Origin of the sequence: Streptomyces morookaense (assembly GCF_013030945.1) — a bacterium.
GTDB lineage: Bacteria > Actinomycetota > Actinomycetes > Streptomycetales > Streptomycetaceae > Streptomyces > Streptomyces morookaensis.
Map to the genome: position 1 here is coordinate 1 of NZ_JABBXF010000053.1, position 22,839 is coordinate 22,839.

At 68.4% G+C, this 22,839-nt stretch carries 20 protein-coding genes and 1 riboswitch; of the genes, 9 read left to right on the top strand and 11 right to left on the bottom strand.

What is annotated here, in order from left to right; genetic code table 11:
• The 3 genes from HG542_RS22385 to def all read left to right on the top strand — a co-directional run bounded on the left by HG542_RS22385 (nucleotide 1) and on the right by def (nucleotide 3,142).
• Nucleotides 1-1,164, top strand: a complete 1,164-nt coding sequence (locus tag HG542_RS22385; RefSeq protein ID WP_171084234.1) for an HD-GYP domain-containing protein — start codon at nucleotides 1-3, stop codon at nucleotides 1,162-1,164.
• 270 nt (nucleotides 1,165-1,434) lie between these two features.
• A complete protein-coding gene (locus HG542_RS22390) occupies nucleotides 1,435-2,421 on the top strand; it encodes a tetratricopeptide repeat protein (RefSeq protein WP_171084236.1) in 987 nt (328 codons plus the stop codon).
• A gap of 91 nt (nucleotides 2,422-2,512) precedes the next feature.
• Nucleotides 2,513-3,142 (top strand): peptide deformylase, encoded by a 630-nt coding sequence (gene def, locus HG542_RS22395; RefSeq protein ID WP_171084238.1) that lies wholly within the window; start codon nucleotides 2,513-2,515, stop codon nucleotides 3,140-3,142.
• A 77-nt stretch (nucleotides 3,143-3,219) separates the two neighbouring features.
• On the opposite strand, the gene HG542_RS22400 is transcribed toward def, so the two are convergent.
• Nucleotides 3,220-4,236 (bottom strand): ribonucleotide-diphosphate reductase subunit beta, encoded by a 1,017-nt coding sequence (locus HG542_RS22400; RefSeq protein ID WP_171084241.1) that lies wholly within the window; start codon nucleotides 4,234-4,236, stop codon nucleotides 3,220-3,222.
• Entirely contained in the window at nucleotides 4,236-6,629 is a 2,394-nt protein-coding gene (locus tag HG542_RS22405) for a ribonucleoside-diphosphate reductase subunit alpha (protein ID WP_171084243.1), read from the bottom strand. Before HG542_RS22405 ends, HG542_RS22400 begins: the two co-directional genes overlap by 1 nt.
• A 163-nt stretch (nucleotides 6,630-6,792) precedes the next feature.
• Nucleotides 6,793-6,918, bottom strand: a riboswitch (cobalamin riboswitch).
• Nucleotides 6,919-7,183: 265 nt separating this feature from the next.
• Between HG542_RS22405 and HG542_RS22410 the strand changes: the two genes are divergently transcribed.
• Nucleotides 7,184-7,621: a hypothetical protein gene (locus tag HG542_RS22410; protein ID WP_171084245.1), complete on the top strand. Its 438-nt coding sequence runs from the start codon at nucleotides 7,184-7,186 to the stop codon at nucleotides 7,619-7,621.
• 69 nt (nucleotides 7,622-7,690) lie between these two features.
• On the opposite strand, the gene HG542_RS22415 is transcribed toward HG542_RS22410, so the two are convergent.
• Genes HG542_RS22415 through HG542_RS22430 form a run of 4 tightly spaced genes read right to left on the bottom strand, consistent with a single transcriptional unit; the run spans nucleotide 7,691 to nucleotide 9,547 of the window.
• On the bottom strand, nucleotides 7,691-7,984 hold the full coding sequence (locus tag HG542_RS22415; protein WP_171084247.1) for a hypothetical protein: 294 nt from the start codon (nucleotides 7,982-7,984) through the stop codon (nucleotides 7,691-7,693).
• Nucleotides 7,985-8,017: 33 nt separating this feature from the next.
• The gene (locus HG542_RS22420; RefSeq protein WP_229922523.1) at nucleotides 8,018-8,848 is read right to left on the bottom strand and encodes a helix-turn-helix domain-containing protein; all 831 of its coding nucleotides are present in this window, start codon (nucleotides 8,846-8,848) and stop codon (nucleotides 8,018-8,020) included.
• Nucleotides 8,845-9,372 (bottom strand): DUF6879 family protein, encoded by a 528-nt coding sequence (locus HG542_RS22425; RefSeq protein WP_171084251.1) that lies wholly within the window; start codon nucleotides 9,370-9,372, stop codon nucleotides 8,845-8,847. Before HG542_RS22425 ends, HG542_RS22420 begins: the two co-directional genes overlap by 4 nt.
• Nucleotides 9,356-9,547 carry a hypothetical protein gene (locus HG542_RS22430; RefSeq protein ID WP_171084252.1) on the bottom strand — a complete coding sequence of 64 codons (192 nt, stop codon included), beginning with the start codon at nucleotides 9,545-9,547 and terminating at the stop codon, nucleotides 9,356-9,358. Before HG542_RS22430 ends, HG542_RS22425 begins: the two co-directional genes overlap by 17 nt.
• A gap of 198 nt (nucleotides 9,548-9,745) precedes the next feature.
• Here HG542_RS22430 and HG542_RS22435 point away from each other — a divergent pair, with 198 nt between their 5' ends.
• Nucleotides 9,746-10,795: an LLM class flavin-dependent oxidoreductase gene (locus HG542_RS22435; RefSeq protein WP_171084254.1), complete on the top strand. Its 1,050-nt coding sequence runs from the start codon at nucleotides 9,746-9,748 to the stop codon at nucleotides 10,793-10,795.
• A 68-nt stretch (nucleotides 10,796-10,863) separates the two neighbouring features.
• Nucleotides 10,864-11,367 carry a hypothetical protein gene (locus tag HG542_RS22440; protein WP_171084257.1) on the top strand — a complete coding sequence of 168 codons (504 nt, stop codon included), beginning with the start codon at nucleotides 10,864-10,866 and terminating at the stop codon, nucleotides 11,365-11,367.
• A gap of 258 nt (nucleotides 11,368-11,625) precedes the next feature.
• Here the strand turns inward: HG542_RS22440 and mctP are convergent, their stop codons facing one another.
• The 5 genes from mctP to HG542_RS22465 all read right to left on the bottom strand — a co-directional run bounded on the left by mctP (nucleotide 11,626) and on the right by HG542_RS22465 (nucleotide 18,894).
• Complete coding sequence (gene mctP / locus HG542_RS22445) at nucleotides 11,626-13,269, bottom strand: monocarboxylate uptake permease MctP (protein ID WP_171084258.1); 1,644 nt, start codon at nucleotides 13,267-13,269, stop codon at nucleotides 11,626-11,628.
• Nucleotides 13,266-13,553, bottom strand: a complete 288-nt coding sequence (locus tag HG542_RS22450; protein WP_255316077.1) for a DUF3311 domain-containing protein — start codon at nucleotides 13,551-13,553, stop codon at nucleotides 13,266-13,268. The genes mctP and HG542_RS22450 overlap by 4 nt, the downstream gene beginning before the upstream one ends.
• 109 nt (nucleotides 13,554-13,662) lie before the next feature.
• On the bottom strand, nucleotides 13,663-14,550 hold the full coding sequence (locus HG542_RS22455; RefSeq protein ID WP_171084260.1) for a hypothetical protein: 888 nt from the start codon (nucleotides 14,548-14,550) through the stop codon (nucleotides 13,663-13,665).
• A 523-nt stretch (nucleotides 14,551-15,073) separates the two neighbouring features.
• Nucleotides 15,074-15,442: a hypothetical protein gene (locus tag HG542_RS22460; RefSeq protein ID WP_171084262.1), complete on the bottom strand. Its 369-nt coding sequence runs from the start codon at nucleotides 15,440-15,442 to the stop codon at nucleotides 15,074-15,076.
• Between the two features lie 17 nt (nucleotides 15,443-15,459).
• The gene (locus HG542_RS22465; protein WP_229922522.1) at nucleotides 15,460-18,894 is read right to left on the bottom strand and encodes an ALF repeat-containing protein; all 3,435 of its coding nucleotides are present in this window, start codon (nucleotides 18,892-18,894) and stop codon (nucleotides 15,460-15,462) included.
• 365 nt (nucleotides 18,895-19,259) lie between these two features.
• Between HG542_RS22465 and HG542_RS22470 the strand changes: the two genes are divergently transcribed.
• The 3 genes from HG542_RS22470 to HG542_RS22480 form a co-directional block, all read left to right on the top strand.
• Nucleotides 19,260-19,778, top strand: a complete 519-nt coding sequence (locus HG542_RS22470) for a hypothetical protein (RefSeq protein ID WP_229922521.1) — start codon at nucleotides 19,260-19,262, stop codon at nucleotides 19,776-19,778.
• 250 nt (nucleotides 19,779-20,028) lie between these two features.
• Nucleotides 20,029-21,603, top strand: coding sequence for a S1 family peptidase (locus tag HG542_RS22475; protein WP_171084265.1), 1,575 nt, complete (start codon nucleotides 20,029-20,031; stop codon nucleotides 21,601-21,603).
• Nucleotides 21,604-21,646: 43 nt separating this feature from the next.
• The coding region (locus tag HG542_RS22480; RefSeq protein WP_171084267.1) for a trypsin-like serine protease at nucleotides 21,647-22,839 on the top strand (1,193 nt) is incomplete at its 3' end.

Below are 22,839 nucleotides of genomic sequence, written 5' to 3' on the forward strand. Positions count from 1 at the left end.
CTGGTCGCGCTGTTGTGGACCGCCTGGCGCGGCGTCTCGCAGCCCGGCGTCGCCCTCGCCTACGGCGTGCTCATCGCGCTCGGCGAAGCCGCCCGGCGGCGGCCGCGCAGTGGCGGGGTGCGGGAGACGGCGCCCGTGGGCGCCGCCGCGACGCTCGCGTACGCGCTGCTCGGCGAGGTCGGCGGACGGCCCGCCTCGCACGGGGTGCCGCAGGTCGTGGCCGTGGTGCTCGGCGCCACCCTCGCCGGGGCCGTCGGCCGCCCGCCCGCCGTCGACCGGCTCGCCCGCCGCGTTCTGAACGCCGGGTTCGCCGCCACCTGCTTCCAGCCCCTGCAGCACGCGGGCACGCCTGCGCCGGGTCCGTACTACGCGCTGTTCCTGCTGCTCCTGCTCGTCCTCACCGCCCTGTGCGACGCGGTGCTCGCCGCCGCCCTCACCCGGGCCCGCACCGGAGGCCCGTACGGCCCGCTGCTGCGCGAGGAACTGCGCACCCTGCCCGGCATCGGCTCGGCGATCTGCGCGACCGGTGTCGTGATGGCCCTGGCGGTGGCCGTCGCCGGGCTGTGGGCGCTGCCCGTCTTCTGCCTCCCGCTGCTGGTCACACAGTTGTCGATCCACCGCTACGAGGCCGTGCGCGCCACCCGCCGGCAGACCATCGCCTCGCTGGCCCGCGCGACCGAGATCGCCGGCTACACCCCGGCCGGCCACGCCCGTCGCGTCGCCGCGCTCGGCCTGGCCGTGGGACGGGAGCTCGGCCTGTCCGACGCGGAGCTCACCGTCGTGGAGTACGCGGCGCTGATGCACGACATCGGCCAGCTGTCGCTCGTGGACCCGGTGCCCGCGGGCGCGACCGAGCCGCTGCCCCCCGACGAGCGCCGCCGCATCGCCCAGCTGGGCGCGGCCGTGGTCCGCAAGACCGGCGTCCCGGCCGACGTCGCCCTGGTGGTCGAACGGCAGGCCGACCCGTACCGCGAGCAGCCGCTCGCCGCCCGCGTCGTGCGGACCGTCAACGCCTACGACGACCTCACCGCCGACCCGGCGTGCGGCCCGCTGCGCGCCCTGGAGCGGCTGCGGCTCGCCACGGCGCACGACCACGAGCCCCGGGTGGTGGAGGCGCTCGCGAGGGTGCTCGCACGCGGCGGCCCCGCTCCACAGGGGCCGTGAAAGTCCGGGCAAACCCGGAGTAGTCCGCTGAACCCACGGGTAATGAGCGGGCGTCCGGAAGGACATGGTTGGATGCGAAGAAGACGAAGAGAATGGCGGGACAGCGAAATCGGGGGGTGTCGTGCGCGCCGTCGTCGGCAAGGAGGAAGCCTGGAGGGCGGCAGCACTCCCCGGAGCGAATGTGGTGCGGCAGGCGCCGGTCCGTGAGGACGGCGGCCCGCACCGGGACCATCCGGCGTGGTTGCACGCAGAAACCGGCAGGCGGGAATCGTGAGGATCTTCGGCAGGGTGCGGCACCGGCCTTCCGCCTCGTGGCGGCAGGCGACGGACCGTGCCTTCACACTCATCGGCGACGGCCGGTACGAGGACGCGGGCGCCCTGCTGACGCGCGCGGCCGACATGGAGCCCTGGCTGTCCGAGTCCTGGTTCAACCTCGCGCTGCTGCACAAGTTCCGTCACGACTGGGAGCAGGCGCGCGCCGCGGGTCTGCGCGCCGTGGCCCTGCTGGACCGCGAGGCGGGCGCTCCCGACTGGTGGAACGTGGGCATCGCGGCCACCGCCCTGCAGGACTGGCCGCTCGCCCGCCGCGCCTGGCAGGCGTACGGGCTGCGGGTGCCCGGCGAGGGCGGCCCGGCCGGTGAGCCGGTCGGCATGGAGCTGGGCAGCGCGGCGGTGCGGCTCTCGCCGGAGGGCGAGGCCGAGGTCGTGTGGGGCCGCCGGCTGGACCCGGCGCGCATGGAGGTGCTGTCCATCCCGCTGCCGTCGTCCGGGCGCCGCTGGGGCGAGGTCGTGCTGCACGACGGCGTCCCGCACGGCGAGCGGGTCACCGCCGCCGGGCCCTCGTACCCGGTCTTCGACGAGATCGAGCTGTGGGCCCCGTCCCCCGTGCCGACCTGGGTCGTCCTCCTGGAAGCCGCCACCGAGACCGACCGGGACGCCCTGGAGCGGCTCGCCGCCGACGCCGGTTTCGCCGCCGAGGACTGGTCCTCGTCCGTGCGCCTGCTGTGCCGTACGTGCTCGGAGAGCCGGATGCCCAGCGACGAGGGCGACGGCGAGCACCTGGACCCGCACGACCACAGCGAGCCCGGCCACCCCGGCCCGCTCGGCCACCGCACGGCCGGCTCCGGCTCCCTGTGGGTGCCCGAGCGCGAGTGCGGCATCGCGGCCCCCGCGGGCCTGGTGCGGGGACTGCTGGACGGCTGGGTCGCCGACAGCCCGGACACCCGGGAATGGCGGGATCTCGAAGAGGTCTGCTGAGGGGCGGCCCGTGCTCCCCGTACCCTGTATGAGCCCTGTGGATTCCGGGCACGATATTGCTTTCGGGTTGTGAGAGAGGCATACGGCGGACATGGCGCAGCAAGACACTGAGCAGTCGGTGAACAGCGAGTTCATCGTGGACACCGAGGACTGCGAGGAGCGAGAGCTCGCCCATCGCGAGCGCGGCACCTCCCGCCCGATCACCGTTGTCGGCAACCCCGTCCTGCACCGCGAGTGCCAGGACGTGACCGAGTTCGACGACAAGCTCGCCGAGCTCATCGACGACATGTTCGCGAGCCAGCGCACCGCCGAGGGCGTCGGCCTCGCCGCCAACCAGATCGGCGTCGACCTGAAGGTCTTCGTCTACGACTGCATGGACGACGAGGGCGTCCGGCACGTCGGCCACGTCTGCAACCCCGTCCTCGAGGACCTGCCGGCCGACCGCCGCGTCCTCGACGACTCCAACGAGGGCTGCCTGTCCGTCCCGACGGCCTACGCCCCGCTGGCCCGCCCCGACTACGCGGTCGTCAGCGGCCAGGACATGAAGGGCAACCCGATCCGGGTCCAGGGCACGGGCTACTTCGCCCGCTGCCTGCAGCACGAGACGGACCACCTGTACGGGCAGCTGTACATCGACCGCCTCTCGAAGCGGGAACGGCGCGATGCGCTGCGGCAGATGGAGGAGGGTACGCCGCGGTACCCGGTCGTTGCGAACGACTGATCCTCGTGACGCCGAAGGGCCCGTACGGAACGGAATGTTCCGTACGGGCCCTTCGCTCGTCTGCAGGGAGGCAGTTCCTAGAACTCGTCGTCGAAGGAGACCGTGCCCTCGACCGCCACCTGGTACGCGGAGGCGCGGCGCTCGAAGAAGTTCGTCAGCTCCTGGACGTTCTGCAACTCCATGAAGGAGAACGGGTTCTGCGAGCCGTAGACCGCCGGGAAGCCGAGGCGCTGCAGGCGCTGGTCGGCGACGCACTGGAGGTACTCGCGCATCGACTCGGTGTTCATGCCCGGCAGTCCCTCGCCGCACAGGTCCCGGCCGAACTGCAGCTCGGCCTCGACGGCCTCCTTGAGCATGTCGGTGACCTGCTGCTGGAGTTCGTCGTCGAACAGCTCCGGCTCCTCCTGGCGCACGGTGTCGACGACCTCGAACGCGAAGTTCATGTGCATCGTCTCGTCGCGGAACACCCAGTTGGTGCCGGTCGCCAGGCCGTGCAGCAGGCCGCGGCTGCGGAACCAGTAGACGTACGCGAACGCGCCGTAGAAGAACAGGCCTTCGATGCACGCGGCGAAGCAGATCAGGTTGAGCAGGAAGCGGCGGCGGTCGGCCTTGGTCTCCAGCCGCTCCAGTTTCTCGACCTCGTTGATCCACTTGAAGCAGAACTGCGCCTTGTCGCGGATGGAGGGGATGTTCTCCACCGCGGCGAACGCGGCGGCGCGCTCCTCCGGGTCGGGCAGGTAGGTGTCGAGCAGCGTCAAGTAGAACTGGACGTGCACGGCCTCCTCGAAGAGCTGCCGCGACAGGTAGAGCCGCGCCTCCGGGGAGTTGATGTGCTTGTACAGCGTCAGTACGAGGTTGTTCGCGACGATCGAGTCACCGGTCGCGAAAAATGCGACCAGGCGGCCGATCATGTGCTGCTCGCCCGGCGAGAGCTTGGCGAGGTCGGCGACGTCGGAGTGGAGGTCGACCTCCTCGACGGTCCAGGTGTTCTTGATCGCGTCGCGGTAGCGGTCGTAGAAGTCCGGGTACCGCATGGGACGCAGGGTCAGCTCGAAGCCGGGGTCGAGCAGGTTCTTCTGGCGTTCGGCGGACATTACTGGCAGGCCTCGCAGGACTCGGGGTTTTCGAGGGAGCAGGCGATGGCGTCCGCGTCGGGCGCGGCCTGCTGCAGGGGGACGGGGGCGGCCGCGGCGGCGGAGCCGGAGGCCGCGCGGGCGATGCGGGTCGCCGGGCGCGAACGCAGGTAGTACGTCGTCTTGATGCCCTGCTTCCAGGCGTACGCGTACATCGAGCTGAGCTTGCCGATGGTGGGCGAGGCCATGAAGAGGTTCAGCGACTGGCTCTGGTCCAGGTACGGCGTACGGGCCGCGGCCATGTCGATCAGGGCGCGCTGCGGGATCTCCCAGGCGGTGCGGTACAGGTCGCGCACCTCCTGCGGGATCCACTTCATGTCCTGGATCGAGCCGTTGGCGTCGGTCATCGCGTCACGCGTGGTGGCGTCCCACACGCCGAGCTGCTTCAGGTCCTCCACCAGGTAGGTGTTGACCTGGAGGAACTCACCGCTGAGCGTCTCGCGCTTGAAGAGGTTGGAGACCTGCGGCTCGATGCACTCGTACACACCGGCGATCGAGGCGATCGTGGCGGTCGGGGCGATGGCGAGCAGCAGCGAGTTGCGCATGCCGGTCTTCGCGATCCGGGCGCGCAGGGCGTCCCAGCGCTCCGGCCAGGTGGCCGTGGCGTCCGCGTAGTGGTCGGGGTGCAGCACGCCGCGCGCGGTGCGGGTCGACTCCCAGGCCGGGTGCGGGCCGTGCCGCTCGGCGAGGTCGGCCGAGGCCTCGTACGCCGCGAGCATGATGCGCTCGGAGATGCGGGTGGAGAGCGCCTTCGCCTCGGCCGAGTCGAAGGGCAGCCGCAGCCGGAAGAAGACGTCCTGCAGACCCATCAGGCCCAGACCGACCGGCCGCCAGCGCGAGTTGGACGAGCCCGCCTGCTCGGTCGGGTAGAAGTTGATGTCCACGACGCGGTCGAGGAAGGTGACGGCCGTGCGGACCGTGCGGTCCAGCTTCTCCCAGTCCATCTCGCCGTCGGCACCGAGGTGCGCGGCGAGGTTGACCGAACCGAGGTTGCAGACGGCCGTCTCGCCGTCGTTGGTGACCTCGAGGATCTCGGTGCACAGGTTCGAGGAGTGGACGACCGCGCCGGGCTCGGCGGTCTGGTTGGCGGTGCGGTTGGAGGCGTCCTTGAACGTCATCCAGCCGTTGCCGGTCTGCGCGAGGGTGCGCATCATGCGGGCGTAGAGCACGCGGGCCGGGATCTGCTTGACGGCCTTGCCCGCGGCCTCGTACGCGCGGTACGCGGCATCGAACTCGTCGCCCCACAGGTCGACCAGATCGGGGGTGTCCGCCGGGGAGAACAGCGACCAGTCGGCGTCCGCCTCGACGCGGCGCATGAACTCGTCCGGGATCCAGTGCGCGATGTTGAGGTTGTGGGTGCGGCGGGCCTCTTCGCCCGTGTTGTCGCGAAGCTCCAGGAACTCCTCGATGTCCGCGTGCCAGGTCTCCAGGTAGACGCAGGCCGCGCCCTTGCGCCGGCCGCCCTGGTTGACCGCGGCGACGGAGGCGTCGAGGGTGCGCAGGAACGGCACGATGCCGTTGGAGTGCCCGTTGGTGCCGCGGATCAGCGAACCGCGGGAGCGGATGCGGGAGTACGAGAGCCCGATGCCGCCCGCGTGCTTCGACAGCCGCGCGACCTGGTGGTAGCGGTCGTAGATCGAGTCCAGCTCGTCCAGCGGCGAGTCCAGCAGGTAGCAGGACGACATCTGCGGGTGGCGCGTGCCGGAGTTGAACAGCGTGGGGGAGGAGGGCAGGTAGGAGAGCGTGCTGGTGAGCCGGTACAGCTCCGCCACGTCCTCCAGGGCGCGGACGGAGTGGTCCTCGGCCAGGCCGCAGGCGACGCGCAGCAGGAAGTGCTGCGGGGTCTCGATCACGTTGCGGGTGATCGGGTGCCGGAGCAGGTAACGGCTGTGGAGCGTCCGCAGGCCGAAGTACCCGAACCGGTCGTCGGCGCCGTCGGCGAGGGCGTTCTCGACGAGCGCGTCGAGCCGCCCGGCGTGCTCGGCGACGAACGCGGCGGTGTCGTCGGCGATCAGGCCCTCACGGTGCCCGACGGCGACGGAGGCGGAGAAGGAGACCGCGCCCTGCCCGGCCGCCTCCTCCCGGATGGCGAGGGTGAGCAGCCGCGCCGCGAGCCGCGAGTACTGCGGCTCCTCGGCGATCAGCCCGGCGGCGGCCTCGGTGGCCAGGGACCGCAGCTCGGCCTCGTCCGACCCCGGGTGCCGGCCGCGCAGCGCGGCGGCGGCGACCTTGCCGGGGTCGGTGGCGGGCAGATCGGCGGTGAGATCGGTCAGGGTGCGCAGCAGCGCGGTCCCGGGGCCGCCGGTCTCCTCCGCAGTGGCTGCTGAGACCGGATCGGCGGGCGCGATGGTCACGTGTGGCTCTCCCTCGCTCGGCTGGTCGGCTGGGGCCGCTCGGGAGGCACTCGACGGAGCGCGTACCGGCACACTTCTTCGGGGCATGCCGGACAGCGCCCATCGGCCCAACCCGCGAGGCCCGGACGTGTTCATCACCCATGCCGGGCCCTGGGGCGGCTCGGACGTGGGCGCGCTGACGGCAGGTCCTCGGACTTGTGGAGCGCATATGCGCATACATTCACCGTTGCGGGACAGTTCCGGATTTCCACCGGATTCCCCTGCGGCGACAGCGAGGACGAGCATACATCTAGTGCCGGGGGTCGGGAGCGCCCCCACATGTTGTGTCGTGGCGTCGCCGGGCGGTTGCGGAATGTGCTAACGGGTGGGGGTGTGCGGGGGGTTGGGGGCGGGCCGCGGAGGCGCGGTGAGGGGGCGGTGAGGGGGCTTCAGGGGCTCTTCACGGGCCTGGAAACCGCCCGGGGCGGGGGTTGGCCGCCCCAGGATCGAACGGCTCGGACAGCCATGTCGGGCCCGGCGGACGGCCGGGCCGGCCGCCCGTCAGGAGAAGCGGCATGAGCGCACAGCAGACCCCCGTGATCACCACGACCTTCCGTGGCGAGACGGTCACGGTCCGGGCCACCATCCGTGACGTACGCGACTTCCTGCCCGAGCATCGGAGAGAGGCCTTCACCGAGGCCGTGGAGACGACGCCCGTCGGCGACCTCATGACTCTCTTCATGGACTGGGTGCGGGAGGCGACCGGCGATGATCCGCGCGTCGCCGAGGCCGGTGCCCGGCCCGTGCGGGCGACCGCTCCGCCGCGATCGGCCGCGAGGCCTACCTGGACAGCCGCAGTGACAGCCACGGTGTCCAGGGGGCATTCACCGACAATCCGTATGCACCGGGAGCGCCTCGCGTCAACGAGGACGTGTTGGCCGAACTCCGGCAACCAGGGCTGTTCAGGGCGGCCTGCCATGTGGCTGGAACACCGGAGCGAGGCGGTGTGGTGACCACGGTGCGGCTCTTGGCCCTGGCCTGACCTCTGCACCACTGCGGGCGGAGGGGAGAGGTCCGGCCAGTCAGCCGTCGTGGCCGAGGTCGCGGTCGTCCTGCTTCCGCTTCGCGGCCTGCGCGTAGAGCAGGGCATCGATCACCTTGCGGGCCGTGGCCAGGGGCACGGTCCCCAGATACACGTACGGCTCGCCGGACAGGGAGGCGCGCCCGGCCAGTTGGGGCCAGGAATCCGGGTCGCCGACCCTGATGCCCATGTGTGCCAGCACGCGCCCGAGCATGAAGGCGACGTCGTCGGCACGGCGTTTGCCCGTCATGAAGGCGTCGGCTTGGCGTGCGGCTGATTCGGTTTCCGGGGTCATGGGCACATCGTGAGTGCCGTGACCGAAGCGGTTCTAGGCGGTTTCCTGCTCGTGCAAAAAGTCGTCCCGGATACGTGCGATGAGGGTCCGGGCGTCATTGCCCGAAACGGCGGTTTCTCGGAAGCCGGCGAACTTCCTCACATAGAGCTCGATGTCCCTGGGGTCGGTGACCACCAGTTCCGCGTGCGCCGTCTCGACAGTCACCAGCCGGTCGTCCTTGATGGAGAAGGAGTGGGCGGGGAAGTCGTTCTGCGCTGCCGACAGCGGCACGACACGGATGTCGACATTCGGCAGGCGGGACACCGAAATGAGCCTGTCCAGCTGGCCCACCATGACCAATGGCGCAACGATTCGCCAGCGCAGCACGGGCTCGGTGATGACGAACCGGAACGTCTTGGACGTGTCATAAAGGACGCTCTGGCGTGCCAGACGTGCTCCGACGACCTGAGCCAACTGCTCCTCTGCCAGTTCCTTCCGGGCCCAGACAGCCCGCACATATTCAGGTGTCTGGAGCAGGCCCGGGACCAACGAAGGCTGAAACAGCCGCAAGAGCGTCGTCTTCGACTCGAGAGCCTGGACCTGTTGCTGTTTGCGGTGGTACCCCAGCCGACGGTAGAGCCGCCAGGCCGTCGCTTCGGTGGCGGCAGCCCGTGCAGCTGCCATGTACTCGGCCTTGACTTCTTCGGACACGCCTATGGCGGTGAGGATCTGCGCCACATCGACCACACTGGGCGCAACACTGCCCGTTTCGATCTTGCTCAGCTTGGACCTGGACATGGCTGCGCCGCGGGCGACGGCCTTGGCCTCCAGACCGGAGGCCTGCCGGAGCGCCCGCAGCGCGGGTCCCAGGTCGGCCCGGTTCACTCGCCGTGCTTCGCCCACCATTCGGGGAACGGCTCGGCGTGGGCCAGCGCCGTGTCCCGGTACGTCGTGAACTCGGACAGCCTGTCGGATCCGATGAACTCGGATCCGAGGAACTTTCCTGCCCCGTCGTAGCTCATGGCACTCACGACCTGGTTGTCGAACATCCAGAAGTCGGGGGCCTGCGGGAGCGGGTTTTCCTGCACGGTGGTGTCGAGGATGTAGAACTCCTCGCCGGCCGTCATGTTGCGCTGGTAGCCCCAACCGAGTTCGAAGCGCAGGTAGTCGGTGAGGGGACGGGAGACGATGTGCACCCGGTACATGCGCTTGCCGGCCCGGGTCGCGTTTGCGACCGTCGTCACCCAGTCCGACGACTTGAAGGACTCCGGCTGCTCCTTTCCTGCCAGGAAGGCCTGGTACGCCTCCACGCTTCCCGACTTGCTGTAGTCGTCCAGCGTCTCCAGTCGGAATGCTTCCTGCTCGAACTCCGAGAACCACTCGCCCAGAGTCCTAGATGAGGTTGTCACGAACGGCCTTTCGGATCAGTTCGACGGGGATCTCGACCACGGCTTCATGGGCGGGGATCTGCAGCCCGTGGTCGGTGATGAGTCCGCCCTGGAAGGCGAGCGTCCCCCGCTCGGTACGGTAGATGGTCGGGCACTCGCCCTCATCGCAATCGCCTACAAGCCGCGTCAGTGCCACGCTGCCCCCTCGTCGGGTCGATGTCGTCTCCGATCGTCCCGAGCGTGGTGGGTGTGGGGCAAGGGGTCCTTGTTTCCGTTACTGGAAACCGCGGTGACTGCTGCCGAGATCCGGTGATTCTCCACCTAACAGGGGTAGTTGGGGTTCGGCCGACGCGGACCTTGTCCCGCCTCGCAACCCCCATGCAGGGTGCCACCCATGAGGTTCAGCTACGCAATGCTCCCCGACTATCCCGTCAACGAGTCGCTGGCCGCCATCCGCCTCGCCGACGAACTCGGCTTTCACGCCTGCTATGCAGCCGACGAGACCTGGCACAAGGACCTGTGGCAGCTCTTCGCCGTCGCCGCCGGCCGGACGCGCACCATACGCCTCGGACCCAGCGTCTCCCCGGTCCTCCTCCGCGAACCCGCCCTGATCGCCCAGGCCGCGGCCACCCTGGACGAACTGTCCGGCGGCCGCGCCGAAGTCGTGCTGTCCAGCGGCAACTTCGGGCTGCTCGCCCAGCACGGCATCGACTCGGCACGCAGCCGCCCGCTGTCACGGGTCAAGGAAGCCCACCATGTCGTCCGTACCCTCCTCGACCACGGCAGCATCACGCACCAGGGTGAATTCCACTCCTACGACGGGCTGTTCACCTTCGCCCGCCCTGTACAGAACAGAGTCCCGGTCAAACTCGGTGCCATGCGCGGCCCGAAGTCCTTCGAGGCGGCAGGCGAACTCTCCGACGGCTGCCACCACGCGCTCAGTTACAGCCGCGAGGCGTACGAGTACGCCGTCCGGCACATCAGGGCCGGCGCCGAACGCGCCGGCAAGGACTGGACCTCGCTCGACATCGGCGCCTGGGTCGTCTTCGCCACCGGCCCCGACTCCGCGCAGGCCAAGGAGGCCGCGCGCAGCATGGTCGGTATCTACGCGTCCTCCATGCCGGAGGAACAACTGCACCGCAACGGCGTCGAACCCGGCGCCCTCAAACCCGTGATCGAGGCGATCGGCGCGGGCGACCTGGCCCGCGGCATCCGGCTCACCCCGCCCGAGATCGCCGACCGGCTGTCCATCGCGGGCACCCCCGAGGAGTGCCTGGAGAAGATCCGCACGCAGATCGCCCCGACGGGCGTGAACCACGTGATCTGCGCCGTGACCGACCGCACGCTGGTCAAGGCCTTCACGGGCCGCGACCTTCCGGACGTCGCGGACGTTCCCGCTCAACTGCGGCTCGTCCATGAGCGGATCATGCCCGCGTTCGCGTGAGGGCGTCGTTGTCAGACCCTCCCCATACCGTTGACCACAGTCGGTTACGAGGGAGAGGCGAGGCCGCCATGACGCACGACGACACGACGATGACCCGTATCGAGGCCGCGGTGACGCTGCACCGCGAGGGCGATGCGGACGGCGCCCGGAGCCGCCTCGGCGAGATCTGGCAGGACATCGGCCCGGAGGGGGACGCCTTCCACCGGTGCGTCCTCGCCCACCACATGGCCGACGTCCAGCCGGACCCCGAGGACGAACTGGCCTGGGACCTGCGGGCCCTGGAGGCCGCGGAGTCGCTGACCGACGACCGGGTCCAGGCGCACCACGCCTCGCTCGCGGTCCGCGGCTTCCGCCCCTCCCTGCACCTCAACCTGGCGGAGAGCTACCGCAGGACGGGGAACGCGCGGATGTCCCGGGAGCACCTGGCCCGGGCCCGGGAGCATGCGGACGCCCTCGGGGACGACGCCTACGGCGACGGCATACGTGCCGCCCTCGACCGGCTGGAACTCCGGCTCGCCGCGGGGACGGACGGGACCCCGCCCGCAGGTCCCGCGACCACAGGCGCACAATGACGCCATGTCGATCAAGACGTGTACGGCCGGCACGTCCCGCAGGGACCGCCGGCCGGGCATCGTCATGGCGGTGGCCGACCTCGTACCGGACGGATCCGGGGCCGGACCTCACCAACTTCCTGACAGCGGAGCGCCGGGACGGCGGGACGCCTGTGCTCATCGCCGCGCCCCAGGTGCACATGCCGTGGGTCCTGGGGGCGTTGGAGCCGGTTGATCAGGAACCGGTGCCCGGGCCGGCCACGGATGAGAGGGCGCGGCTCAATGCCCGCCCGGTGCCCCCGCCGTGGCGGGCGGCAGGTCCGGGCTGACGCCCGGGTCGCCGGCGTCGGCCGTGTAGTCCGACGCCGAGGTCTGGTCGACACCGTCCGGCGCCCCGACCGCCTTCAGGACGAAGGTCAGGACGACGACCACGAGGACGTTCAGGACGAACGCGGTCAGGCCGATGTACCCCTTCTCCCCGATGAACGGAATGAGGTTGGTATTGCCGAAGTGATCCTGCGTGGCGCTCGGCGTCTCGTACGCACGCCACGTCCCGTACCCCATCCCGACGGCCCACCCCGAGAGCAGCGCCCAGCGGTGCGGCCACCGCGTGAAGAGGCCGCCGACGAGCGCGGGCACCGTCTGGAGAATCCAGATGCCGCCCAGCAGCTGGAAGTTGATGGCGACCGTCTTGTCCATGGTGAGGACGAAGACCAGCGCCCCCACCTTCACCAGCAGCGAGGCGAGTTTGGAGACCTTCGCCTCGTGCTCGGGCGAGGCGTCGGGCCGGATGAAGTCCTTGTAGATGTTGCGCGTGAAGAGATTCGCGGCTGCGATCGACATGATGGCGGCGGGAACGAGCGCCCCGATACCGATGGCCGCGAAAGCGACCCCGGTGAACCAGTCCGGGAACATGTCCGCGAACAGCTGCGGAATCGCCAACTGGCCGTTCTGCACCTTGATTCCGGCGGCGACGGCCATGAAGCCGAGCAGGGCCAGCAGCCCGAGCATCAGCGAATACAGCGGCAGAATGGTGGTGTTGCGCCGGATGACGTTGCGGTTCTTGCTGGAGAGGACGGCCGTCACCGAGTGCGGGTACAGGAACAGTGCCATCGCCGAACCGAGCGCGAGCGTCGCATACGCCCACTGCGCCTGCGGCCCCGTGACGAGTGAGCCGCGCGGCTGGCCCGTGGCGGGGTTGACCGCCGCGAAGGCGTGGCCGGACTTGCTGAAGATCTCGCCGAACCCGCCGAGTTTGATGGGGATGTAGATGATGGCGACGGCGATGACGATGTAGATCAGCGTGTCCTTGACGAAGGCGATCAGGGCGGGCGCCCGCAGCCCGGAGGAGTACGTGTACGCCGCCAGTACGCCGAAGGCGATGAGCAGCGGGAGATCCTTCACGAACCAGTTCGCGTTCGCCCCGCCGCCGACTCCCATCACGTCCAGGACGGCCTGGATGCCGACCAGTTGGAGCGCGATGTACGGCATGGTGGCCAGAATCCCGGTCAGCGCGAGGGCGAGCGAAAGCCCCTTCGAACCGAACCGTCCGCGGACGAAGTCCGAGGACGTCACGTATCCGTGCTTGTGCGCGACGGACCAGAGGCGGGGGAGGAAGGTGAAGACCAGCGGATAGCAGAGGATCGTGTACGGAACGGCGAAGAACCCGGCCGCACCGCCCGCGTAGATCGCCGCCGGGACGGCGACGAAGGTGTACGCGGTGTAGAGGTCGCCGCCGAGCAGGAACCAGGTGATCCAGGTCCCGAACGACCGCCCGCCGAGGCCCCATTCGTCGAGGTTGTCGGCGTTCTCGGCCCGTCGCCATTTCGCGGCCAGGAATCCCATGACGGTGACGGCGAGGAAGAAGATGATGAAGACGGTGAGGGCGACGCCGTTGACGCCGTGCGGTGCGCTGAGGGTCACTTCCGCTCACCCCCGCGGCGTGCCGCTTCGTGCCGCCGGACGAGGAGGTAGGCGACGACCGTGAGCACGGTCGAGAGCACCACCCACAGCATCTGGTACCAGTAGAAGAACGGGATGCCGATGAGGGCCGGCGTCAGCCGGGAGTAGGAGTCGACCCAGAGCATCGCCCCGAAGGGGATGGCCAGACATATGCCGGCCACGACGAGCGGCACGGCGACGACGGGGCGGCTGTGCCCCATGTTGCTCCCGGGGTTGTTCTCGGGTGGTTCTGGTGGTGCCGACATGCGGTGACTCCGTCCGTCCCCTGTGCGGTGATCACTTACGTGATGCGCACGAAATGTAGGCGAGGGGCGCGGCGGCGTCACCCCCTGTCCGGATTTCGGTATGGCAACGTCACGTCGGGGTGATGCGGGGGGTGAGGCTGAGCGCCTCGCGAACGGCGGCCATCCCGCGGCGGGTTGCGGCGACGGAGGCGGAGGTGTCGTACGAGGCCCCTGCTGCGAGGCGGCAGTCCCGGCACCGTTCTTCGTCGACGGCGGGCCGGAACACCCGCCCGCAGGGCCCGCTGCAGGCGCGCAGCGGATTGGGGGCCGCTGTGGGCTCGGGTGCGGGATCCGGCATCTTCCGCTCCAGCCGATTGCGCGTGATCCCGGCGGGGGAGTGGACGCGTTCGGGGAGCCCGGAGGTGAGCGCCTCTCGGAGGTCGGCGAGGGTGGCGCCGCGCAGCAGCCATTCGCCTGCCAGCGGGGCGAGTTGGCGCAGGTCCCGCCCGCTGAGGCGGAGCCGCCGTTCGCCGTGAGCAACGGCGGCGAGGGCCTGGGCGCCGCGCTCGGAGAGCGGATGGGAAGGGCGGTGGGAGGTGTTCCCCTCGGTGTTTTCAGGGGAACGACCGGCGGCCCGAGGGCTCGGCTCACCGACGGCCGGTTTCGGGGCAGTCGGCAGCGGCTCCCTGACGTGGCCGTCCCGCACGGCGATCGCCTCGTCCGCCGTCAACGGCACGTTGGAGATCACCTGCGGCCGCGACCACCGCCCGGATCCGTCCTGGCGGCGCCACTCGTGCAGGTACCCCTCGTCGAGCAACTGCCCCTTCGCGCGGTTGAACGCGGCCTTCTTGATCCCGGCGCGCTGCGCGGACTCGTAGAGCGGCTCGCTCGCGGAGTCGGGAAGCGACAGCTGCCAGAGCAGCAGCCGGACGGCGTCGGAGGAGAGGCGGGGATGGCGGATGATCTCGTTGGGTACTTGGGAGAAGAAGCGGGCTGGGGGGATAGCATGCCGGTGCATCTGTTGGGGAGGTCCGTTCTCCTGGCTGGTGTAGACCCCCTGTGCCGGTTGCCGCCAGCGCGGGGGGTCGCTTGTTGCGGCCACCGTAGCGGGACGTGTTGCCAACTCGGCTGAATATCGAGATAGTTGCCTGGTCCGAGGCGGCATCTGCTATGGGTATTGCCGCTGCGGGCTGCTGAGGCCGTCAGACCCCACGTGAGCCCATCGCCAGGATGAACAGGCCGTGGGCGTATCGGCGCCTGCTATCGAAGTCGCTGTCTCAGGAGCGCGCGGTTCCAGCGCAACCGTATGGATCCCCCTTCCGAGCCATCGCTCAAAGCCAGGGAATGCCCGTCGTGTTCCTTGAGCCTGTGGGGCCCGCCGGGACGGGCCCCACAGATGTCGTCTCACTGAGAGCCCAGCCGACGGTACGAGTGCTGGGGGCGAGCGGCTTCGGTCTCTCGGCCTAATCGTCCTACGCCCTGGGGTTTCTGGGGTTCCATGTCCCGCAGGGCAAGGCTATCGGCTCAGTTAGGGGCGGTTCTCATTCGTCAATGGTGACTCGCTCTGCAGGAGGTAGTTCGCGTGGCATGGTCTCGCCATACCACGCGTACTCCAAGGCGGAAAGATACCCGTCTGTGACCCAGATCAAGATCTCTCCCTCGAGGCTTCCTGATTCTCCAAGGACGGAAGTGCGAACCGGAATGGGGCCCGTCCCGGCCGGAGACTGAGGGGAAGAGTCCGAGGTTCGGAGGTCAACGCTGACAGAGTCCTGCCCCCAGATTCCGGTGACCTCGCAGAAGTCGATCTGCAACCTGAGCTCTTCGACGCCGACGAAGTCGACCGACAGAAGCTTCTCAAGGATCGCTCTTTCGGCTGTGTTGATGGGTCGGGGAGTGATTTCAATCGGCACTGATGTCGTCCAATCTCCTATGGCTTGACGAATTTGTCAGGGTTGAACGCGGTACCGAGTCGCGGAACTCCGTCCACTACGGCGCCGCGAATCGTAACCTTCTCGCCCTTAATGGTCCTGGTCACATCGTACTTGCCGGCAGCTGGGAGGTCCTTTGCGCCTTGGAGGCTATCCATGATCGCACGGAGAGCCTCTTCACGCCCTCCGGTCTTCTTGACCAGTTCATCGAAACCATGCTTCGCCGGATCAATCACGTGAGTGAGATTCTGCTCTGTATTCCAAGAAGGCCAGGCCGCTTCCAGCTTCTCGCCTGTGAACCTCAGCTTATTTGAACCAGCGGCAACTTCTTCGACGCCCTTGGCGGCCTTCTCGACCTTCTTGATTCGGCCTACTGGGGTGACGGCGACCGCGAACATGGCACATTTGGCGGCCGTGGGGTCCTTGATGCACTCCTCGAGCTCAGTCAGGCCGCTGAGATCCTTGAGCATAGCCTGCGTTGCACTGGCCTGGGCCTGAATGCCCTCGACGGACACATAGGCGCCGTCCTGGGTCAGCAGACACCATCCCAACCCGGGCCCCGCACAGGGAGTCTTCTTCTTTTGCTTGTCCTTGGCTGCCTTCTGCCTTGCTTCATCCGCACGCTTTGCAGCTTCGGCAGCTTCCGCGCGCAGCCTTTCCTTTGCAGCTTTCCACGCTTCGGATGCGGCGGTACCTGCTTCCTTCGCGTCCTTGCCTGCCTTTAGAGCAGAATCGCGGGCTTCTGCAGCGGCATCGTTCGCCTCCTCTGCAGACACGCGAGCGTAGCTGGCGGAGAATTCTGCGCGAGCAGCGGAATCTTCGGCAGCTTCCGCGTCTCGCGCTGCCTGGTTCGCAGCATCGCGTGCAGAGGCAGCGGACTTGGCAGCTCGGGCAGCCGAGGCTTCGGCGTCCTTGGCCGAAGCGTTGGCGTCCTCCGCGTACTTCTTTGCCAGGTCGGCAGATTTCTTGGCCTCAGCAGCAGCTGCGTTGGCCTCATCGGCTGCCTTGTTGGCCACTGCTGCTGCGTTCGCTGCCTCCCAGGCATTCTGCTGAGCCTTTGCGGCCGTTCCGGAAGCCTCAGCGATCAGTCGCTGTACCTGGGCGGTATGGGTGGCGGCGAGCTGATCCTTGCGCTCGGCCATGTACTGGCCGACCTGGATGAACTCGTGAAGAAGATCCGAAGGTCCGGACAACGCAATCTTGGCGGCGGCTTTCACCTCCGGCCCACCTGTGCTGTAGAGCTGTGTGGCACGGACACGTTCGTCGGTTATCTGAGCCACGTACTGGCCGCTGTTGAGGAACGTGGCCAGCGCCTTGGGCGAACCGTTCTTGAGGGCAGCCTTGGCTGCCTCCTTCATGCCAGGTCCGCCGGTGCTGTAGAGCTGTGTGACTCGGACGCGATAGTCGGTCGTGGCAGCTTCGTGCTGCCCCGTGGTGTAGAAGTCGTCGACCTGCTGAGCGTTGCCCTTGAGTGACGCCCTCGCGGCAGACCGCACCGACTCGTAGGGGCTCGTGTCCGCGATCTGTTCCACGCGCTGACGGTTGTCGTCCTGAGTAGCCTGCTGCCATCCCTCGCGGAGGTAGCCGATCACAGCATCGTCGGAGCCCGCGAGGGCCCTGGCTGCGGCTGCCTGGCTCCACGGACCGCGATTCTTCATCGCCTCGAGCGCCAGCTTGCGGCCCTTGGCCGCCATAGCCTTGACATCGACACCGGTTTTACTGGCCTCAGTGGACAGCCGGGTGGCTTCCTCATCGACTGCCCGGAAGTCCTTCATGAGACGCCCTACGCTGACGGTGAAGTCGTCGTCGGCCTTCTTGAGGTCCTTGGCTTGCTGGATCGCGGCGGCAGTACGCGTGGCGAGGTCTTCCGCCTCGGTTTCTCGTGCGACCTCGTATACCGCGTTGGCTGCCTTTACGGCTGCGGTTGCCGCATCAGCTGCTTCCTTGGCCTTGCCAGCGTGTTCGGTCGATTCCGCAGCAGCCTTGGACGCCTCGCCCGCGTGCCGGGCGGCCTCGTCGGCCGCGTCTGCGGCGTTCCTGGCGTGGCGAGCTGCCGAGTTGGCAGCATCACGGGCCTCGTAGGCAGCATTGGCCGACTTGCGGGCCAGCGCTTCGGAGGCGTTTGCTGCGCGGTTGGCCTCCCTCGCGTGAGCCCGGGCCTGCAAGGCTGCTTCCCTTGCCTCGTTGGAGTGCACGCCGGCAGCCTCTGCAAGGCTGTTGGCCTCCTCGGCAGCGTCGGCGGCGGCGTTCGCATTGCCCCCAGCGCTCAGCGCGGCCTTGGCTGCAGAGATTGCAGCGTTCGACGCGTCACCGGCCGCGTTCGATGCCTCTGCGGCCTTCTCCGCGCCTGTTGCAGCGTTGCGAGCGATATCAGCTGCCTTCTTGGCATCGCTTGCCTTGCCGGCATCCGAGGCAGCTGCAGTGGCCGCGTTACGGGCCTGGGCTGCCGCATCCGCCGCAGCTGCGGCGGCGGATGCCGCCTGCGCTGCTGCACTGGCCGCGATCCGAGCGGCCTGATTGGCTGCGTTGGCAGCGCCGATAGCCTGCCGGGCAGCAGTCGCTGCCCCTCGTGCCGCGTCGGCGGCCCGGCCTGCTGCGTTGGCCGCCCGGTTCATGTCCTGGCGGGCCTTTTCAGTTTCGTCGGCAGCCTTCTGCGCAGCTTCCTTCGCCAACTGTGAGGCCTCTACGGCCCGGTCGGAGGCGTCCTTCGCCGCCTTTGTTGCTCGTTCTGCTCGTGCGCCGGCCTGGGTGGCCTGCTCGGCGAGCTGAGCGACGGTGGCACGTTCCTGGTCCCGGTTGCGGGCCGTGTACTGACCCACTTCCAGAAATTCGCGAACATCGTCGGGAGAGCCCTTGAGCGCAACCTTCGCGGCCTCCTTAGTGGCCGGACCCCCGGTGCTCAGGATCTGCGTCGCCTGTACTCTCTCGTCTGTCTCGCGAGCGGAGTACTGGCCTTCCTCCAGGAACTTGCGGACATCATCAGGCGAGCCCTTGAGCGCGGCCTTGCCTTGCTCCCGCACCCCGGGACCGCCGATGCTGATGACCTGGGTGGCCTCCACTCGCTGGTCCTCATCCAGCGGAGCCTGCCAGCCCTCCTTGAGGAAGGCGCGCATGTCATCCGTGGAGCCGGAAAGCGCCTTCTTTGCCGCCGCACGTACGGCGGGCCCGCCAACGCTCAGGATCTGTACGACCTGAATGCGGTCGTCGTGGTATTTGGCATCCTCGTAATCGGTTCCGAGAAAGCGCTTGACGTCATCATCCGAGCCAGTCAGAGCGGCCTCAGCAGCCCGCTTCACACCTGGACCGCCGCCCGCCCACAAGTCCACGACCCGCCCGCGGCCCGATGCCGGAAGCAGGCTTCCGGATTCATCTGTGCCCGCTGCGGTTGCCGGAGCAGTGCCGATAAGGCCGACGAGCAGTGTGACGGGCAGCACAGCGGCACACATGCCGGGCAGGCCCAACCGCCTTGCACTCACCCTTCTTGTCCATGGGGGCTTTGCCGCCCCCATGGAGTGCAGATGCCGTTTCAACAGACCAGTCCTTTCCTGAAGGCGTTTCCCATGCCGTGCGCGCACCCGCCAAGAGTTCGTGCCGCCCAGATCCGCTCAGTCGGGCGAGCGAGTGAGGGGGGGGATCAGCTGCGAACAAGGGGTGGCATGCCCCGTCAGCAGACGGTGCTGTCCAGGGTTATGTCACCGAGGTCTCTTGGGCGTGTGATTGCTGATACCTTACCCGTGCTTTACTTATGTAAATTGCATGGCGGTCCAGACGATGCCGCCTTCCGATTGAAAGGATCTTGGTGATACTTCAAGCCCGTAAAGCCCTGTCGACAGGCGTTGTTGGTGCAATCGCAGCATGTGCCGGAGTTGCCACCCTTGCGGCCGCCCAGGCCGCACCACAGTCGGTGACCCCTGCTGCTCAAGCTGCGACTGGTGAAGTGATGCCCTCGGCTGTCGAGGACTTCCAGTACCCGGGCGCTGCGAAGATCTTCAAGGAGCGGGGCATCACCCTGAAGCAGGGGGACGGCCGCATCGTGTTCGTGGACTGCTCGACTCCGAACGACATCAAGGTCGAATCTCGCCTGGATAAGCAGGGCTACTGCTTCAAGGTCGCTGGCAAGAAGGGCTTCCTGGCCATGGAGTTGCCGGATGCCTACGGCATCTGGACCGAGGATCACCCTGTGAAGGCCAAGCTCACCGCCGAAGGCAAGGAGCGCGTCGTCGATGCGCCCAAGAACGACTACGTTGCCCTCGGTGAAGGTGATGGTGGAACCGAAAAGAAGCGCTCGGTCCTGGTCGAGCTCCGCGTTACCGGCTGAGGCCCACGTTCGGTCCAGCTCTCCCTTGGTATGCCCTGGCCTCCTGCGGGTTGTTCGGGTCTTCTTCGTGCAAGTTGCTTCGTGAGCGTAAATGATCTTGAGCTTGCAGGGTCCTGTGTATGGGTGCGCAGGCCGTCTTCCCGGGGAAGGTTTCGACCGAGAGTTCAAGATCAATTCTGATCGTGATCAGAATCTCGCGGGCAGCCAAATTCTTCTCGGTAGGGGCAGGACCCTCATCAAGGAATCAATCGTGTTTGCCAGAGATTCGCGCACCGCGTGGACGGCAGGGCTCCTCGTGGCTGCCCTTGCTCCCGGCGTACTGATGGCCGCCTCAGCGAACGCTGTGGTCGGCGATCAGGCCAAGAACGGCGCATACCCCTTCACCGCCAAACTCGACATAGGCAACGGCAACCGCAGCTGCACCGCCGCCCTCGTCGAGAAGCAGTGGCTCGTCACGGCTGCCGGCTGCTTCGCCGACAACCCCGAGCAGGGCAGGGTCGCCGCCGGTGCGCCCAAGTTGAAGACCACCGCCGCTATCGGCAACGCCACGGCCGATGTCGTCGAACTCGTCCCCCGCGAGGACCGCGACCTGGTCATGGCCAAGCTGGCCAAGCCCGTCACCGGCATTGCCCCCGTCGAGGTCGGCACCAAGGAGCCGATCCAGGGCGAGGAACTGCGCGTTGCCGGCTACGGCCGCACCAAGGACGAGTGGGTTCCCGACCGGCTCCACACTTCGCAATTCACCGTCGGTTCGGTCAAGAACACCGCCGTCGAGCTCGCCGGCAAGACGGCCGACGCCGCCGTCTGCAAGGGCGACACCGGCGGCCCCGCCTTCCGTGAGGTGAACGGCAGGGCCGAGCTCGTCGCCGTCAACAGCACCTCCTGGCAAGGCGGTTGCTTCGGCAACGAGGACGAGACCCGCAAGGGCGCCGTCGACACCCGCGTCGACGACATCGCCGGATGGATCCAGTCCGTCTCCTCCCGCACCCTCCTCCCGCGCTCGCAGTGGAAGTACGCCACGTACACCGCCTCCGGCTACTTCACCGGCGGTTCCGACGACGGCAAGCGCCGCATGGACCTCTTCGTCGTCTGGAAGGACGGCGAGGTCAGCCTCTTCCAGGGAGCCGACCACGACGATCCGAAGCAGCCCTTCTCGGCCGAGTACCAGATCGAGAAGCCCGGAAGCTACTGGACGCGCGCCCGTGCCGTCACCGGTGGCAAGTTCGCCGAGGACGGGTCCGACGGGATCACCGTCCGGTGGGAGAACGGCAAGGTGTCGACGTACATGCACGTCGACCAGAACGGCGTCCACGACGAGAAGACGCTCCGCCCCGGCGGTGGCGACAACCCGTTCTGGAAGAACGCCCGGCTCATCACCGCCGGCCGTTACACCGAGAACTCCCTGCGCGACGACCTGCTCGTCCTCTGGGAGGACGGGTCCACCTCGATGTACTCCGACATCGGCACCAAGGGACTCAGCGGCTGGACGCAGCTGACCAAGGCCGACAACGGGTGGAAGAACGCCGCGCAGATCAGTGCCGGTGAGTTCACCGGCAAGAAGACCGCCGACCTCCTTATTCGGTGGAACGACGGCCAGGCTCAGGTATTCCCCGGCGTCGACGCTGCCGGTTACCACGGCAGCCGGGTCACCATCCGGCCCGTCGGGTCCGCGTGGAAGAACTCGCAGATGCTGACGGTGGGTTCGTTCACCGCTCCCACCAACCGGCCGAACGACATCCTCATCGGATGGAACGACGGCAACCTCAGCTACTACCCGGGCGTCGACACCGCCGGCACCCATGGAGAGGTCCAGCTCGTCGGCTGAGCACCCCTTCCCCACCACCCCCCAACCCCCCAAGGAAACGCACATGTTCGGCCGCGCCTCGCGCTCCCGCTCCCTCCTGGCCGCAGGGTTTCTCTCCTCCGTCGTCGGTGCCACCGCGCTGACCGTCGCCCCCGCGCACGCCGTCGTCGGTGACGCCGCCAAGGACGGGCAGTTCGCCGCCACCGTCAAGCTCGACATCGGCGAGGGCAAGCGCGGCTGTTCCGGCACGCTCGTCGACGAGCAGTGGGTGCTCACCGCCGGCAGCTGCTTCGCCGACGACCCGAAGACGGTCAAGGCGGGTGCGCCCGCCATGAAGACCACCGTCGCCGCCGGCAGCACCACGGCGGACGTCGTCGAGCTGGTCCCGCGCGCCGACCGTGACCTCGTCATGGCCCGGCTCGCCGCGCCCGTCACCGGCATCGCCCCCGCGAAGCTCGCCACCGGCGCTCCCGCAAAGGGGGAGGAGCTGAGCATCGCCGGGTACGGGCGCACCAAGGACGAGTGGGTTCCGGACAACGTGCACTCCGGTGCCTTCGGCGTCGACGCCGTGAAGGGCGCCACCCTCGACGTCACCGGCAAGCAGGGTGCCGTCTGCAAGGGCGACACCGGTGGTCCCGCCCTCCGCACGAAGGAGGGGCAGCAGGAGCTGGCCGGTGTCAGCAGCACCTCCTGGCAGGGCGGGTGCTTCGGCAGCGACGACTCCGAGACCCGCAAGGGTGCCGTCGAGAGCCGCGTCGACGACGTCAACCACTGGATCCAGCAGGTCCGTTCGCTGCCCAAGCGCTCCATGACCGCCACGGGCGACTTCGACGGCGACGGCAGGACCGACCTCGCGATGCTGGTGGACTACGGTCCGTCCAAGGACGGCCGCAACCAGGCTGCGCTGTGGGTCTACACCGCCGACGGCAAGGGCGGCTTCAACGAGCCGCGCACCGTGTGGGAGTCCGGCGCCAAGGACAGCTGGAACTGGGAGTCGAGCAAGCTCGTCGCCGGTGACTTCAACGGTGACGGCAAGACCGACCTGGGCGTCCTCTACCGCTACGGCAAGGCGGCCGACGGGCGCAACGAAACCGGTCTGTGGACGTTCACCAGCAAGGGCCCCGACGGCTTCGACGCTCCCCGCAAGACGTGGGATTCCGGCAAGGACAGTTGGAACTGGGATGCCAGCAAGGTCGTCGCCGGTGACTTCAACGGTGACGGCAAGGCCGACCTCGCCGTTCTGTACAACTACGGCAG